General features: G+C 72.1%; 16 protein-coding genes. 11 read left to right on the top strand and 5 right to left on the bottom strand.

What is annotated here, in order from left to right; genetic code table 11:
* Window positions 1-41 precede the first annotated feature (41 nt).
* Together ER308_RS02140 and ER308_RS02135 are read left to right on the top strand one after the other, a co-directional pair.
* Entirely contained in the window at window positions 42-239 is a 198-nt protein-coding gene (locus tag ER308_RS02140; RefSeq protein ID WP_131156855.1) for a ribbon-helix-helix protein, CopG family, read from the top strand.
* A complete protein-coding gene (locus ER308_RS02135) occupies window positions 236-613 on the top strand; it encodes a type II toxin-antitoxin system death-on-curing family toxin (RefSeq protein ID WP_131153480.1) in 378 nt (125 codons plus the stop codon). The genes ER308_RS02140 and ER308_RS02135 overlap by 4 nt, the downstream gene beginning before the upstream one ends.
* A 7-nt stretch (window positions 614-620) precedes the next feature.
* Here the strand turns inward: ER308_RS02135 and ER308_RS02130 are convergent, their stop codons facing one another.
* Together ER308_RS02130 and ER308_RS02125 are read right to left on the bottom strand one after the other, a co-directional pair.
* Entirely contained in the window at window positions 621-2390 is a 1770-nt protein-coding gene (locus ER308_RS02130; RefSeq protein ID WP_131153479.1) for an SWIM zinc finger family protein, read from the bottom strand.
* The gene (locus tag ER308_RS02125; protein WP_165491744.1) at window positions 2387-3826 is read right to left on the bottom strand and encodes a plasmid pRiA4b ORF-3 family protein; all 1440 of its coding nucleotides are present in this window, start codon (window positions 3824-3826) and stop codon (window positions 2387-2389) included. The genes ER308_RS02130 and ER308_RS02125 overlap by 4 nt, the downstream gene beginning before the upstream one ends.
* Before the next feature lie 286 nt (window positions 3827-4112).
* Here ER308_RS02125 and ER308_RS02120 point away from each other — a divergent pair, with 286 nt between their 5' ends.
* The 8 genes from ER308_RS02120 to ER308_RS02085 all read left to right on the top strand — a co-directional run bounded on the left by ER308_RS02120 (window position 4113) and on the right by ER308_RS02085 (window position 8996).
* Window positions 4113-4529 (top strand): hypothetical protein, encoded by a 417-nt coding sequence (locus ER308_RS02120; RefSeq protein ID WP_165491743.1) that lies wholly within the window; start codon window positions 4113-4115, stop codon window positions 4527-4529.
* A 3-nt stretch (window positions 4530-4532) separates the two neighbouring features.
* Entirely contained in the window at window positions 4533-5180 is a 648-nt protein-coding gene (locus ER308_RS02115) for an ImmA/IrrE family metallo-endopeptidase (RefSeq protein ID WP_131153476.1), read from the top strand.
* A gap of 143 nt (window positions 5181-5323) precedes the next feature.
* The gene (locus ER308_RS02110; protein ID WP_131153475.1) at window positions 5324-5536 is read left to right on the top strand and encodes a hypothetical protein; all 213 of its coding nucleotides are present in this window, start codon (window positions 5324-5326) and stop codon (window positions 5534-5536) included.
* Between the two features lie 10 nt (window positions 5537-5546).
* Complete coding sequence (locus tag ER308_RS02105; RefSeq protein ID WP_131153474.1) at window positions 5547-5729, top strand: helix-turn-helix domain-containing protein; 183 nt, start codon at window positions 5547-5549, stop codon at window positions 5727-5729.
* A gap of 188 nt (window positions 5730-5917) precedes the next feature.
* Window positions 5918-6496 carry a TetR/AcrR family transcriptional regulator gene (locus ER308_RS02100; protein ID WP_165491742.1) on the top strand — a complete coding sequence of 193 codons (579 nt, stop codon included), beginning with the start codon at window positions 5918-5920 and terminating at the stop codon, window positions 6494-6496.
* On the top strand, window positions 6493-7272 hold the full coding sequence (locus tag ER308_RS02095) for a maleylpyruvate isomerase family mycothiol-dependent enzyme (protein WP_131153472.1): 780 nt from the start codon (window positions 6493-6495) through the stop codon (window positions 7270-7272). Before ER308_RS02100 ends, ER308_RS02095 begins: the two co-directional genes overlap by 4 nt.
* 62 nt (window positions 7273-7334) lie before the next feature.
* Window positions 7335-8198 carry an alpha/beta fold hydrolase gene (locus ER308_RS02090; protein ID WP_131153471.1) on the top strand — a complete coding sequence of 288 codons (864 nt, stop codon included), beginning with the start codon at window positions 7335-7337 and terminating at the stop codon, window positions 8196-8198.
* Between the two features lie 9 nt (window positions 8199-8207).
* Window positions 8208-8996 (top strand): MBL fold metallo-hydrolase, encoded by a 789-nt coding sequence (locus ER308_RS02085; protein WP_131153470.1) that lies wholly within the window; start codon window positions 8208-8210, stop codon window positions 8994-8996.
* Between the two features lie 153 nt (window positions 8997-9149).
* Here the strand turns inward: ER308_RS02085 and ER308_RS02080 are convergent, their stop codons facing one another.
* The 3 genes from ER308_RS02080 to ER308_RS02075 all read right to left on the bottom strand — a co-directional run bounded on the left by ER308_RS02080 (window position 9150) and on the right by ER308_RS02075 (window position 13425).
* Window positions 9150-9701, bottom strand: a complete 552-nt coding sequence (locus ER308_RS02080; RefSeq protein WP_131153469.1) for a hypothetical protein — start codon at window positions 9699-9701, stop codon at window positions 9150-9152.
* A 14-nt stretch (window positions 9702-9715) separates the two neighbouring features.
* Window positions 9716-9892 (bottom strand): hypothetical protein, encoded by a 177-nt coding sequence (locus ER308_RS21275; protein WP_165491741.1) that lies wholly within the window; start codon window positions 9890-9892, stop codon window positions 9716-9718.
* A 143-nt stretch (window positions 9893-10035) separates the two neighbouring features.
* Window positions 10036-13425, bottom strand: a complete 3390-nt coding sequence (locus tag ER308_RS02075) for an ATP-binding protein (protein ID WP_131153468.1) — start codon at window positions 13423-13425, stop codon at window positions 10036-10038.
* Window positions 13426-13541: 116 nt separating this feature from the next.
* Here ER308_RS02075 and ER308_RS02070 point away from each other — a divergent pair, with 116 nt between their 5' ends.
* Window positions 13542-14012, top strand: a complete 471-nt coding sequence (locus tag ER308_RS02070) for a hypothetical protein (RefSeq protein ID WP_131153467.1) — start codon at window positions 13542-13544, stop codon at window positions 14010-14012.
* The last annotated feature ends 23 nt before the right edge of the window (window positions 14013-14035 follow it).

Genomic DNA, 14035 nt, shown 5'->3' with positions numbered 1-14035 from the left:
CGACCCTCTGGTATCAGTAGTGATACCATTGTTGCATGCCGATGACCTTGCGGCTCGACGAGCAGGAGGCCGAAGCGCTCCGGCGCCGCGCGGCGCGGGAGGGCCGTTCGATGCAGGAGGTAGCGCGCCAGGCGCTGCGTGAGTACATCGAACGGACGAGCAGGCGCGAATTGCTGGACGAGGTGCTCGACGAGCAACTGCCCCGCTACGCGGAGGCGCTCGAGCGTCTCGGACGTTGATCCTCCTCGACGTCGACGACCTCCTCCACATCGCGCAGCGAGTTCTGCCCGAGGTGGAGGTACGGGATGCTGGCTTGCTTGACGCTGCCGTGGCCCGTCCCAGGGCCAGCGCCTTCGGCGAAGACGCCTATCCCACCCTGCACGAGAAGGCGGCAGCGCTGTTGCACTCCTCGGTGCGCAACCATGCGCTCGTTGACGGCAACAAGCGGCTAGGCCTCGCGAGCGTCATCGCCTTGTACGGCATGAACGGCGTCCGGCTCACCTTCACCAACGACGAGGCGTACGACCTCGTCATCGCCGTCGCCGCAGGTGAGCTGGATGACGTGCGCACCATCGCCGAGCGCCTCGCGGCCCGTTGCGAACCAAGGGCGTAGGCCGATCTCAGGCGGTGAGCCCGGCACGGTCGAGGGTCTTGATGAGGTTGGGGCGGCGCTTGTACTCCTCGCGGATCCGCGTGACGAGGGCAGCGAACTCGTCGGCCCGACCCGCCCGCTGGTGCAGCGGCGCGAGGGCGCCGAGCAGCTCGGCGACGTGGGTGTAGGCGCGCTGGTCAGCAGGGCGAAGGGCGGCCTCCAGCTCGCGGGCGTAGACGTCGATCGCGTCGTCGGGGGCGTGCGCGGCGCGGAGGTCAGCCAGGCGTCGCCACTGCGCGTCGGTGGCCCCGTGCTCGCGCGCGGTGGTCCAAGCGGCTTCGACGTCGCCGTCGGCGAGGTGCAGCTCGACGAGCAGGGAGCCCGGCGCGTCGGCCCAACCCGTACGCCCCCGCAGCGGGCTCGGGGGACGTTGGCTGCGGTCCTCGTGCGCCTGGGTGGCCAGCTCGTGGGCGATGCGGTAGGCCTCCTCGCGCTCGGCCTCCCAGCGCCCGAGCGGCTCGGCGACCGCGCGCAGCCGCTGGTAGCGGGTCGCGCTCGGGCGCCCCGCGAACTGGGCGCGCTCGAGCTCGAGCGCGGCGTCGAGCCGCCCGAGCCGCTGATAGGCCTCCGCGAGCGCATCGGTCAGACGCGTGTCGGCCTCCGGGCCGAAGGCGGCGAGGGCGCGCTCGCCCCAATCGACGGCGAGGTCGTCACGGCCGGCCTCGGCGCACGTCGCCATGATGCGGACCCAGTCGAAGGGTCGCGCGAGCGTCTTGCCGCGGATCTCCAGCAGGGCGTCGAGGTCGTCGCCGGCGAGCTGCTCCATCAGCTGCTCGAGGCGCAGCCGGCGCCCGTATCGGTCGCGGTCGTCGTCGCCGGACCCGTAGGCGGGCAGGGCGTCCCATGCCGCGCGGATGCGCGCGCAGAGCCCGTCCCAGCCGTGGGCGCCGAGGGCGTCGCGGTACTCGCCGAGACGGTCGGCGAGCGTCTCGAGCTCGCTGGACAGCGCCAGCGCGAGGAGGCGCTCGGCGACGGCGACACGGTCGACCGAGGCATCGCGCAGCGCCGCCTGGTGCAGGTCCACGAGGCGCTCGGCGAGGTCGTCCAGCTGGCCGCCGGAGTCGTCGACGCGGCCGATCGCTCGCTCCACCTCGGCCAGTCCGCGCTCGGCGAGGTCGACGACCGCGTCGGCGAACCCCGCGTCCGCCAGCTCGGCGATGCTGTCGATCGCCGCGTGCGCGTCGGCGGTCCACTCGTACATGTCCCGCCAATGCACGAAGCCGCCAGGGTCGAACGCCTCGGCGAGCGCGGCCTCGAACGGAGCGAGATCGACCGGCCCTCCTCGGTCGGCGGCGACGCGCACCGCGAGCCGGCGGTGCACCTCCGGATGGTCGCGGGCAGCGTCGAGTAGGAGCGCGACGACCTCGTCGTGGGCTCGCGTCGCGAGCCAGGCGCGCAGGGCGTCCTCCTCAAGGGCAGCCTCGGTGGCTGCCTCGCGCGCCGAGCCCCGTGGCGAAGCGGCCTGCCCGATTGCGGCCAACCCGGCGGCGACCTCGTGCTTGCACACGTCGCCGTCGGAGGCGTACGGACACGTGCACGACCAGGGGACCTCAGCGCCCGCGCGCGTCAGCTCGACCTGGTAGGGCTCGGTGCCGTGCACCGTCGCGTGGATGCGCTCGTCATCGACGGTGGCGAGTTCGACGAGTCCGCGCTCGGCGTAGTCCTCGCCCCGGGCGAACACCTCGGGGCCGGCCTCGACCTCGAGCACGACCTCGGACAGCCATGCGCGGGCGCTCACGAGGTCTCCCCGGTGTCGGTGCTATGCGGCGTCGTCGCGAGCGTGGCGTGGGCGAACGGTCGCGCGCGGCTGGTGGGGGTGAGGTCACCGGGGGAGGCGCGGTCGCGTTCGAGGGCGCCGATGCGTTGGAGCACCCCCATGGTGGGGCGCTGCACGGCGCGGATCGTCCACATGTCGAGCGGTGTGCCGTCGGTGTGGCGCCAACCCTCGGCGATCAGCGCCTCGGTGACCAGCGCGTCGGCGTCGTCGGTGTCGTCGACGCCGGCGGCGAGGGCAAGCAGGAGCACGGTGCCCGCGCGGTGCTCGGCGGTCCCGCGCCGTGCGGGCGGCATGCGCTCGGCGAGCAGCTGGTAGAGGGCGACGGAGTCCGATGCGGCGGCGCCACCGCGCTTGGTCCGCAGCAGCCGCCCGCGGTACTTGCGCAACAGACCGAGCTGCTGGGCCGATTCGCGCAGGTCGAGCACGGGGATGGTGAGGTCCTCGCGGTTGCCGGCGCCGATCCACTCCTCCCACAGGTCGAGGTCGTGCATGGCGGCCTCGACGTGGGCGGGCGGGAGGTAGCCGGCCTTGGTGAGCTTGATGCCGTCCTCGCCGACGCGCTCGAGCAGCCACTGGTAGGGCCGCATCATGTCGGCCGCTGCGTCGGGGTTGATGGTGACCGGCGCGTCGATCGCGGCCTCAGCCAGCAAGCGCAGCAGTCGGCGCCGGACCGGGTGGCCGCCGACGCCGGCGAGCAGGTCGGCGACCGCGACGGGCACCTCGCGCGGCCGCGGCGGCGAGCCCAGATCGAGGTCGGCGAGGCGGGCGTTGACGGTGTCGGCGTCGAAAGGTGTCAGCCGGATGCGCGCGGGGTCGTCCTCGGCGCTGAACCAGCGGCGGAACTCGGCGAGCAGCTCGGCGTGGTCGGGGTGCGAGGGGTCCTGCGCGCCGACGATGACCTCGTAGGCGGGCACGCCGCCGCAGTCCTCCGGCGGCTCGGCGCCGTGCCCGTCGCGGCACGCTGCCGGTGGTGCGCTCTCCTCGTGGGTCTCGATCGCCTCGAGGGTGAGCGTGACCCGCCAGTCGTCGCCGTAGTCGTAGATGTAACGAAGCCGCTCGCCCGCATCGGTGAGGACCTCGCCGGCGCGCACGAGTTCGGCGGGCACACCCGTGTCGCCCTCGGCAATCTCGAACGGGCACAGGTACGCCGGCTGCCCCCACGGGTCGTCGGGGTCGCTCGAGAACCGGTGCAGGTGGTAGTCGTCCCACCCGAACGCGGCCTGGAGTACGACGTGCAGCTCGTCGAGGTGCAGCCCCGGTGACACCGCCAACTGCCGCCACACCGCCGGCGCGGCGCCGTCGAGTTCCGCGCGCAGCACGTAGGTCGTTGTCGGGCCGCTCCGCCCGTGCGGTGGCTGGGTTCGTGCGGTGGGACCGCTGGCCGTGGGTTCTCCCATGGCGGCATTATCGCGGAGACCGCGACCTCGAGCCGGTGCCGGCATCGTGACATGACATCCGCGAACCGCTTCCTCGTGATGCGCGTCCGTGGGCTGGACGGGACATGTGCACCGGGCGCCGGCTCCGACGCACGTGGCCCGTAGCATGGCCCCCACGGATGCGGTGGTCAGGAGCGCTCGTGGCCTCTGGGCTTCTGGGGTGAGCAGTCGCACGACGCGGTCCCCCGTGCCCGGAACGCAGCGGTGATGCTGGCGTAGTGCGTGCTTGTCGGAGAGGGGTGACGAGGTGACGGTACGCGTCGATGTCGCCCCCCGCGTGCTCGAGTGGGCCATCGAGCGGTCTCGTCGGGATCCCGCGGAGCTCGAACGACGTCACCCGAAGCTCTCGGAGTGGACGCGAGGTGAGCGGCGGCCCACCTTGACCCAGCTCACCGAGTTCGCGCGGGCGACGCGAACGCCCGTGGGGTACCTGCTGCTGGCTGAACCACCCGACGAGGAGGTGCCGCTCGCGGACTTCCGGACGCTGGAAGACGAGGCGATCGAGCAGCCCAGCGCGGATCTCCTCGACACGATCGCGCTGGTCGAGCAACGTCAGGCGTGGTACCGCGGCTTCGCGCGCTCGATGGGCGAACCCCCGGTGCCGTGGCCAGGCGTGGCGAGTACCGAGGACTCGCCGCGGGTGGTGGCTGAGCAGATGCGGTAGGTCTTGGCCTTCACCCTCGAGCAGCGGACGGCGTTCTCGACGTGGGAGGAGGCGCGCAGCGGCCTCGTCGCAGCGATCGAGGCTGCCGGGATCCTCGTCATGGTCAGCGGGATCGTGGGCAGCAACTCGCATCGCCGGCTCGACCCAGGTGAGTTCCGTGGCTTCACGATCATCGACGATTACGCGCCGGTGGTGTTCGTCAACGGCGCCGACACCAAGGCCGCGCAGATCTTCACCTTGGCGCACGAGCTCGGCCACGTCTGGCTCGGGCAGTCCGCCCTCGACAGCCCACGGATGGACGTGCACGCGGAGCATGACCTGGAACCGTGGTGCAACGCCGTTGCGGCGGAACTGCTCGTCCCCGAGGCCGACCTGCGGCAGCACCACGACCCGGACCGCGATCTCGTCGAGGAGGCCGGCCGGCTGGCTCGCCGCTACAAGGTCAGCAGGCTCGTGGTGTTGCACAGCCTCTATGACGCGCGGCTCGTGGCATGGGAGCGCTTCCGAGCGTCGTACCGCGAGGAGCTGGAGCGGGCCGCGGAGCGGCCTTACACCGCAGGGGGCGACTACTATCGGACCCAGCCGGTCCGCATGAGCAGGCGCTTCACCCGAGCGGTCGTCGCCAGCGCACTGGAGGGGCAGACGTTGTAGCTGGCGTCCGATCCCATCGAGTTCTGCCGGATCCTGGAGGATGGTCAGGCCCGTGAGCTCGGCGGTTGCCGCGACCAGGAGGTGAGGTGGGGCCTGTGGATCTCCCCGTCTTCGAAGACACCGGCATGATTACCGTGCGAGGCATGTCTGAGCCGATGCACGAGCTCCCCGAGTCGATCGTCCTTCCCCGGGAGGAGTACCGGCTCCAGCACGCAGCCTTGGAGGCGGCACTGGACGTGTTCGACCGATTCCCGGAGGTCGATCAAGGCGGCGCGGCTCGTCGGCAGGTTGAGACCGCCCTGCGAGTCCTCCTGCGGCGGATCTGGCCCTTCCTCGACGAACTCGACGGTGAGTAGGCTGGTGGTCATGGACGTAGTCCAGGAAGCGACCTTGACCCTGGGACAGGCGGCCCGGCGCCTGGGCACGTCGGTCGATGAAGTCCTTCGGCTCGTCTATGAAGGGACGCTTCCCGCTGTGCCCGAGCGGGCGACCGGTCGCTTGCTGGTCGACAGCGCTGACGTGGAACGCCTCCGCGACCGCAGCAGCTGATCTCCCGAGTGCCCCCTTCGGGGCTGACTCTTCCAGAACGTCGAGTCGGGCGTCCGATCGTCGACGGTGAGCTCCTCGACGTTCCTGTGTGGGTCTTGACAGAGGTGCCACGAGCCGTCAGGCTAACAGTGTTAGAAACATCGTCCACTGATCGGAGTCGCCCGGTGTCGGCGTCTGCCCCCGTGCCCGTGCGAGAACGCCGTCGTCAGCAGACGCGGGCAGAGATCTTGGAGGCGGCCTGGCGGCTTGCGGAGCGCGACGGGATCGCGGCCTTGTCGTTGCGGGAGCTGGCGACAGAGGTGGGGATGCGGGCGCCGTCGCTGTACACCTACTTCGAGAGCAAGGCGGCGATCTACGACGCGATGTTCGCGCAGGGCTACCGCGAACTCGACGCCATGAAGGCCGGCCTCGAGCTCGACCCGGACGATCCAGTCGGCACGCTCGAGCGCAACATCGAGGCGTTCGTGGACTTCTGCGGCGAGTCGTTGGCGCGGTTCCAGCTGATGTTCACCCCAGCGGTGCCCGGGTGGCAGCCGTCGGCAGAGGCCTACGCGGTGTCGGTGACCACATACGAACGTTCGGTCGAGGACTTCGCGCGGTTGGGCATCGAAGAACTGCGGCACTTCGATCTGTTGACCGCGCTGCTCTCCGGGCTGGCGTCCCAGCAGTTGGCCAACGACCCCGGCGGGGATCGCTGGCGCCGGCTGAGCCGCGAGGCCGCCGAGATGTATCTCGCGCACGTGCACAAGGGGAGGGGACAGCCATGAGCGTGGACATGACTCGTTGGGCGCAGGAGATCCCGGGGATCTCGCGCGACACCGATGCCCGGGAGGTCGCACTGGGTGCCTACGAGCGGCTGCTCGAGGCGCTCGAGCAGCTCGAGCCCGAGGAGTGGCGCGCGCCGACCGAATGTCCGGGCTGGGACGTGGCGGCCATGGTGGGCCACCTCATCGGCGCGGCGAAGGCGGGCGCGTCCGTGCGCGAGACGTTGCGGCAGCAGCGATGGGCCAGACGCCACGCCGAGGCGTTCGACAGCAACCGCCTCGATGCGGCCAACGAGCTGCAGGTCCGCGACCACGCCCACCTCACACCGGACGAGCGCATCGCGGAGCTCCGCCGCCTGGCTCCCGCCGCCGTGCGGGGACGGATGCGGCTGCCGCGCGTGCTGCGCCGCATCGAGCTGCCCCTCGACCCTGGCGGATCGAACGCTGCGGGAATGCCGGCCACGGTGTCGCTGGGCCACCTGATGGACGTGATCTACACCCGCGACGTGTGGCTGCACCGCGTCGACATCGCGCGCGCCACCGGGCGGTCCGTCGACCTCGACTCGTCGACCGAACGCCGCGTGGTCGAGGACGTCGTGGCCGAGTGGGCCGAACGGCACGCTCAGTCCTTCCATCTCACCCTGCACGGTCCGGCGGGCGGGGTGTTCCGCCACGGCGAGGGGGGACCGGAGCTGGCGTTCGACCCGGTCGAGTTCTGCCGGGTCCTGTCCGGACGCGCGTCGGGCGAAGGCCTGCTGGCCACCCGCGTGCTGTTCTGAGTCGACACAGCTCGTCGGCCTGCATCGGCATGCACGACAAGTGAGCACAAGGAGGTCCACCCATGGACAGTGAGCGCATTCACCGCATCACCTCCGACGACGGCACCGAGATCGCCGGCCGCGTCGTCGGGCGGGGTCAGCCGTTGGTGCTCCTGCACGGCGGGGTCTTCTGCGGCGAGACCGCCTGGGAGGGGATGCTGCCCCACCTCACCGACCGGTTCACCTGCTTCCTGCCCAGCACCCGGGGCAAGGGCCTGAGCGCCCACGCCCACCAGTACTCGCTGCAGTGGCAGCAGGCGGACGTGATGGCCTTCATCGACAGTATCGGCCAGCCGGTGCCGCTGTTCGGCTGGTCCGGCGGAGGGCTGACGGCGCTGGGCGTGGCCGAGCAGAGCGACGCGGTAACCGCGGTGACCGCCTACGAGCCGGCGGTCTTCGAGACGATCGACGAGGACACCTTCGCCGAGATGGGCGCCACCCTCACCCGCATGGCCGAGGGGGTGGACCGGGACCGGCCCGCTGAGGCGGCACGCCAGTTCCTGGCCCTCGTCGGCAACGACGACGAGTTGGCCGCCCTGGTCGCCGATGGCCTCCACGAGGTCACCGCACCGAACCAGCTCGCCGACCTGCGGGTGCTGCAGAACGTCGACCCCACGGCGCCGAGTGCCACCGACCCGGCGGCGCTGGCCACCATCACCGCGCCGGTCCTGGTCCTGCAGGGTGACCGCCCGGCCTTGTCGTGGTTCCCGCGCATGAACCAGCACGTGGCTGAGCACGTGCCTGGTTGCGAGGTCCGCACGATCGCCGGTGCCGGTCACCTGGGCCCGGTCGCCGCACCCGAGCCGGTGGCCGCGGAGCTCCGCCGCTTCCTCGTGACGAGCGGGGAGCGTGATACCGGAGAGTCGTCTCGTCGCTTGGTGGGTTAGATTGCCGTCGTGCGCATTGGTGACATCGACATCCTTCCCGTCAGCGACGGGATGGTGGGGATGGAGCAGGCCTTCTTCGTCGGCCTGGACTTCGCCGCCCACCCGCAGCTGCTCGCCGACGACGGTCGGGTGCACATTCCGGTCGGCTGCTTCCTGATCCGCACCGGTGGACGGACGGTGCTGATCGATGCGGGTTTCGGACACGTGCAGGAGGAAGCGGTGGACTGCGGCTACCTGCCGCAGGCGCTGCGCGCGGCAGGCGTGTCCCCCGCCGAGATCGACGTGGTGGCCTGCACGCATCTGCACCTGGACCACATCGGGTGGCTGGTGGCCGACGGTGCACCGTTCTTTCCCAACGCGGTCGTGCGGTACGGTCAGGCGGACTGGGAGCACTTCGCCAGCGGTGCGTACTCCCACGACCACGTCCGGCAGATCATGCAACCGCTGCAGGCAGAGGACCGCCTCGACCCGTTCGATGGGGACCTCGAGACGGTCGCACCCGGCCTGACCGCTCGCCACACCCCCGGACACACGCCGGGCCACTACGGTTTCATGGTCGCCTCCGGCGACGACCGCGCCTACATCCTCGGCGACGCGGTCGAGTCACCGCTGCAGATCGAAGAAGGCGACTTCCACGCGCTGTCCGACGTCGCTCCCGAGGTGGCGGCCCGGACCCGTGAGGCGCTGCTGCAAGAGATCGAGGGCAGCGAGCACGCGATGACCGGCTCGCACTTCCCCGAGTTGGCGTTCGGACGCGTGGTCACCGGCACGGGCCGGCGCTTCGTCCCGGTGGGCTGAGCGGGCCGAGCGCGGGGCGTGGTGGCCCGCGACGACGATGGCAGCCTGTACGCAGAGTGGTCGATTGTGGTGCTTCGTGCACGTGTGCGTCCGTGCCGTTGGGCCTCGTGCCAGAAGCTGACGAAGACGTGGGGCAGGCGCGCAGGGCAGTGCTCACCTCCCGCCTTCGGAGGGTGCGGACCGGAGGCTGCCGTCCGGCGAGCCGGGCGGGTCCGGCGGCGCCTGGGTGTGCGGCAGCACGTGTGGCTTGTAGCGGGCGAGCAGCGCGTGGCCGATCCCGAGCGTGGCGAGGACGGTCGCGGGCACGGCCACTTGGGGGACCGGCAGGGCCAGCGCCGGGACGATGAGGAACCCGATCCAGAGCGAGATGTAGGTGAAGTAGAGGTGGTCGAGATAGCGCGCCTGCCAGCCGTGGCGCTGGAGGCGTGCCTCCCGGTGACCGCGGACGAGGCGGTAGGCGATCACGGCCCCGAGGCCGCAGAGTCCGGCGAAAGCGACGCGGGCGCCGGCGGCGAGGTGCGGCCAGTCGAGCGCGACGAGGGCGACCATGGCGACGAGCAGCACCGCGACGAGCGCGGCGTAGAGCCGACGCAGCCACTGCCGACGCTCGGCGGTCACGCTGCGCGGAGACAGCACACGCAGGCCCACGATGAGGCCGCCGACGCCGGCGCCGGCGTGGAGGAGCACGAGCACGGTACGAAGCATGGGGTCTCCTTCCCCTATGGCTGGTCGAAGGGATCCAGCCCGGGGTCGTCGATGAGGTGGGCGACCGCGCCGAGAAGCTCCAGCCAGCCGTCGAAGGGGGCTTCCTGCCCGGAGTCGGCCATCGCTGTCCCGCGGCAGTGGCTGCGGTCGTCGAGCGTGAGCCGCACGACCACCATCCGCCTAGCGGGCATGACGTCCCGCCCTCGTCAAGGATCTGCGTCCAGGGGCCATGCGTGCCTCCGTCCGGCGCGGTGGGTGCCGTCCGAGGGGTGGCGTTCATCGCAGGTGCACGGTTGTTCGCCCGCAGAGGACTCCTGGTGAACGGTCCCGACGGCTACGTCTCAGCGGGGTGGTTCCATCGGATCGGGGCGCGCGGGTCGGGGGTGTAGGAGCAATAGGTGCCGGTGCGCACGGTCGCCCGGAGGTGCTCGCCGAGGGTCGGGTGCGTGTCGGCGATCTTGGCCATCGCTGCGCGGATCGCCCGGGTGACGTTGAGTCGGGCGCGCTCGGTGTGCGAAGCGGCGTGGCGGTCTCGGCCCCCGAGGCCGACGGCCCGGGTGAGCTCGCTGGTGAGGAAGTCGAACTCCTCTCGGGCCCGGCTCGCCCGCTCGGGATCGTGGTGCCGCTCGGCCTCCTCGAGGTCGGCCTCGAGCTCTGCGAGCCGGGCTCGGTAGGCAGCCTTGGCCTGCTCGTCGAGCAGCGCGCCCGCGTCGCCGAGGTCGCGGCGCGCGGTGAGGTCGTCATCCGCGCTCGGCGCGGAGCGCCGGGCGTCCGGCGGAGCCTCGGTCCGCTCGAGATCGATCGCGTGCAACTCCCTTCCCGGGTTGGCGAGGAGGCGGGCGAGGTAGCCGAGCCCCTTGGTGTCTCGCAGTCGGACGAGCATGCCGTCGAAGGCGATGGTCCAGTAGTCGCCCTCGCGACGGAACTGCTCGGCCGGCGCGGCTGGCGCGTCCACGCGATCGGCTGCGGCCTCTACCGGGGCAACGTCCGCGGTGCCGGGGATCTCAGGTGCGTCGTCGGACCGTGCGCTGTCCGCCTCGAGGGCCGCGAGGCGTGCGAGGACGGCCGGGAGCCCGGCGGCGCCCGCGAGGTCCCTCGCTTCCCGCAGGCGTTCTTGGACTCGTTCCCGTTCGTCACCGCGGGCGAGGAGGACCTGGGCGTGTGCGCAGGCGGTGCGCGCCTGCCAGGTCCGGGCCTCGAGCTGGGCGTTGGCGGTGGCCGCGCGGGAGAAGAGCGCGTCGGTGTCGGCGTCGGCGAGCACCGCCGCGAGCAGGGCGCGGAACAGCCACACCGACCCCAGGCACACGACCGGGTGGGGCATCCCCACCGCCACGACCCGGTCGGTGTAGGCGTCGAGGAGGGGAGACAGGCGGGCGGCGGCGTGCCGGTCGTCGAGCTCGTGGGCGGCGAGCGCGGCCACCGCGGCGGTGGGCAGCCACAGCCCGTCCCGCGGTTGTTCAGGCAGGTCCTCGCTGAGCCGGTGTAGCTGCTGGCGTGCTTCGGCGCCATGGCCGCGCTCGACCTCGGCGAGCGCGAGCCAGCCGCGCGCCCACCCGAGACGCGGGAACTGCTCGACGAGCCGCCGCCAAGTGGCGTGCAGCTCGCCCAGGCGGCCCTGCTCCCACCGGATGACCGTGAGCTGGTTGCCGTGCGCATGCGCCGCGTCGGGGCGGCCCGCTCCGAGGTCGAGAGCGCGGGCTGCCCGCTCCTCGGCGGCCTCCAGCCGGCCGGTCAACAGCGCCCGCATCGCCTCGAGGCTGGCGGCGGTCCACCGGTGGTAGGGCATGCGGGCCTCGTCGGCGAGGCGGGCGTGCGCGGCGAGATCGTCCTCGGCAGCGCGCACGTCGCCGGCCTCCACCCAGCAGGTGATCCGCCGGGCGAGCGCGACGAGCTCGAGCGCCGTGTCACCGGTCGAAACGGCGAGCTCGCGCATCTCGTGCGAGAGGCTCAGCCGCTCCTGGAGACCGTCGGGCCCCCACACGGCCATCCAGCGGGCGCGCAGTGCCGCGCCGAGTGCGGCGGCGTCACCCGCCTCGCGGGCCAGATCGACCGCCTCTCGGCTGAGTTGGCCCTGCGCCGCCGCCTCCGAGGCGAAGGTGAGCTCGAGGGACAGCCTGGCCAGCAGACGAGCGCGCAGCGCCCCCGCCTCCACCCCCGCGAGTGCCTCCTCCAACAGCGCACGCAGCTCCCGATCGCTGACGCCCGACTGGACCTGCGGCTCACCGAACCCCAACGCCGCCTCGGCCAGCTGCCAGGCAGTGCCGAGACGACGAGCACACTCGGCCGCACGGCGGAACGTCTCCTTGGCCGCGGGATAGTCCCCGGCGCAGGCCCGCGCGTGACCGAGCCGCAGCAGCAACGTGCAGTGCTCGTCCTCGCCCGCATCGGCGAGCGTCGCGGCCTCGAGAGCGCGGCCGTACTGCCGTGCGGCGTCTTCGTACGCCAGCGAGGCCATGGCCGCGTCGCCGGCACGCCACGAGTAGCGCAACGCCTTCGCGGCGGCCCCGGTCGCGGCCGCGTGTGCGAAGTGGTGCGCGAGCGCCTCGACGTCGGCGTCGAGACCGCGTCCCTCGAGCGCCTCGCCGACGGCGAGGTGCAGCTCGGCGTGGGCGCCGAGCGGCAGGTCCTCGTAGATGACCTCGCGGAAGAGCGGATGGGTGAAGCGGTAGCGGCCGGCGGCCTCGTCGACCGTGATGATGCCGAGCCTCGCGCTGTGAGACAGTGCGGCGACGACGTGGTCGTGCGGCAACCCCGTCGCCGGTCCGGCCAGGGCGAGGTCGAAGTCGCGGCCAACGACCGCCGCCGCGGAGAGCGCCCGGATCGCATCGGCCGACAGGGGGGAGAGGCGGCGCCGGATGACCGCCCGTACCGAATCCGGCACAGGCGGAGTGACGCGACCGGGCACGTGCAGCGGCTCCGTGGCGGCCAGCAGCCGCGTGACCTCCCGAACGAACAGCGGATTGCCCTCGGTCACCTCGAAGATGGCCGCGACCTTGCCCTCCGCCGGGGTGATGCCCGTCTGCTGCTCGACCAGGCGGGCGACCTCCGACAGTCCCAGCCCCGCCAGCGGCACGACCTGGCCCTCGCGGACGAGCTCACCGAGCATCCCGGTCGCCTCCGGGCCCCCTTGGATCTCCCGGGCGCTCGCCACGATGACGACACCGCCGACGCGGTCCTCGCGGACGAGGAACCGCAGAAGGTGCAGCGACGCCTCGTCCGCAGCGTGCAGGTCGTCGATGAGCAGTAGCAGCGGCTGCTCCGCCGCCGCAGCGGCAAGCAGCGCAGCGATCTCATCGAAGAGTCGGAAGCGGTCACTGCCCGTGTCCGCGACAGATGGCGCGTCGGCAGGGTCGGGCCGCTCGTCGGCGAGCTCGGGCAGGATGCGGGCGAGCAGCGACGCGCCCCGGACCGTCGGCGCCGGCAGCCCGTTCGGCTCGTCGGTGACAGCGAGGTTGCGCAAGAGCTGGGTCCACGGCCAATAGGGGGGCGAGCTGCTGTCCTCCCAACAGCGCGCACGCAGCACCCGCAACCCTCGTTCCCCCGCGTGGACGGCGACCTGATCGGCCAGGGCCGTCTTGCCGATCCCCGGCGCCCCGGTGACCAAGAACAGCTCCGGACGCTGCGCCGGCGGGCCCTCGACGGCAGCGAGGAGCTCGGCCTGCTCAGGCTCGCGCCCGACGAACACCGCCCGGCGCTCCCGACCCGGATCGCTGGTGGAGGCCATGAACTGTGCAGTCTCTCACAGGCCGCCCCAGCGAGCGGCGAACGAGCGTGCAGGCCAGATGAACGCATCCCCGCCGTGAGCAGCCCATGCCGTCGCGTCGCTGCGAGGAGGAGACCATGCCAACGAACGCCGCCACAGGGACGCCACGACCCCTGGCCCAGGGGTGGGTGACCCTGCAACGGGCGGTCGCGCTCGGTCAAGTGCTGGTCTTCACCGGCATCATGCTGCTCGTGCGCGGCCAACTCATCCCGCCCCTGGCCGTCGCCACGGCGCTGTTCGCCGCCGCCGGCCTCCTCAGCCTGCGCGCGCCGCGCACCGGGGCCGTGACGGTAGGGATCCTCGCCGCGCTGTGGCTGGCCTCCAACGTCGCCTTCGCCGCGCAGGTCGTCCCCGACCTGGCCGCCGTCTCGATCATCGAGATCTTCGTGCCGACCTTCGCGATGAACGTGCTCGCGATCGCCGGCACCCTCGGCCTCGTGGGCAGCCTGCTGCGCAGCACCGGCATGGCCGCGCGCTACATCGGCTGGGTCGTGGGTGCGGTCCTGGCGACCGGGATCGCCACGAGCCTCATCGCAGGCCTCACGTGACGGGAGCGTCCTGCTGAGCACCG

The sequence above is a fragment of the Egibacter rhizosphaerae genome (assembly GCF_004322855.1).
Lineage (GTDB): Bacteria > Actinomycetota > Nitriliruptoria > Euzebyales > Egibacteraceae > Egibacter > Egibacter rhizosphaerae.
Note: the sequence above shows the minus strand (reverse complement) of the source record. Positions and strands in the feature narration are given on the sequence as shown.

Excerpts from the sequence above, each read along its gene's own strand:
- ER308_RS02090 (WP_131153471.1), top strand. The coding sequence starts at position 7,335 with ATGGACAGTGAGCGCATTCACCGCATCACCTCCGACGACGGCACCGAG.
- ER308_RS02110 (WP_131153475.1), top strand. The coding sequence starts at position 5,324 with ATGTCTGAGCCGATGCACGAGCTCCCCGAGTCGATCGTCCTTCCCCGG.
- ER308_RS21275 (WP_165491741.1), bottom strand. The coding sequence starts at position 9,892 with ATGCCCGCTAGGCGGATGGTGGTCGTGCGGCTCACGCTCGACGACCGC.
- ER308_RS02105 (WP_131153474.1), top strand. The coding sequence starts at position 5,547 with ATGGACGTAGTCCAGGAAGCGACCTTGACCCTGGGACAGGCGGCCCGG.
- ER308_RS02140 (WP_131156855.1), top strand. The coding sequence starts at position 42 with ATGACCTTGCGGCTCGACGAGCAGGAGGCCGAAGCGCTCCGGCGCCGC.
- ER308_RS02070 (WP_131153467.1), top strand. The coding sequence starts at position 13,542 with ATGCCAACGAACGCCGCCACAGGGACGCCACGACCCCTGGCCCAGGGG.
- ER308_RS02080 (WP_131153469.1), bottom strand. The coding sequence starts at position 9,701 with ATGCTTCGTACCGTGCTCGTGCTCCTCCACGCCGGCGCCGGCGTCGGC.
- ER308_RS02075 (WP_131153468.1), bottom strand. The coding sequence starts at position 13,425 with ATGGCCTCCACCAGCGATCCGGGTCGGGAGCGCCGGGCGGTGTTCGTC.
- ER308_RS02125 (WP_165491744.1), bottom strand. The coding sequence starts at position 3,826 with ATGGGAGAACCCACGGCCAGCGGTCCCACCGCACGAACCCAGCCACCG.
- ER308_RS02095 (WP_131153472.1), top strand. The coding sequence starts at position 6,493 with ATGAGCGTGGACATGACTCGTTGGGCGCAGGAGATCCCGGGGATCTCG.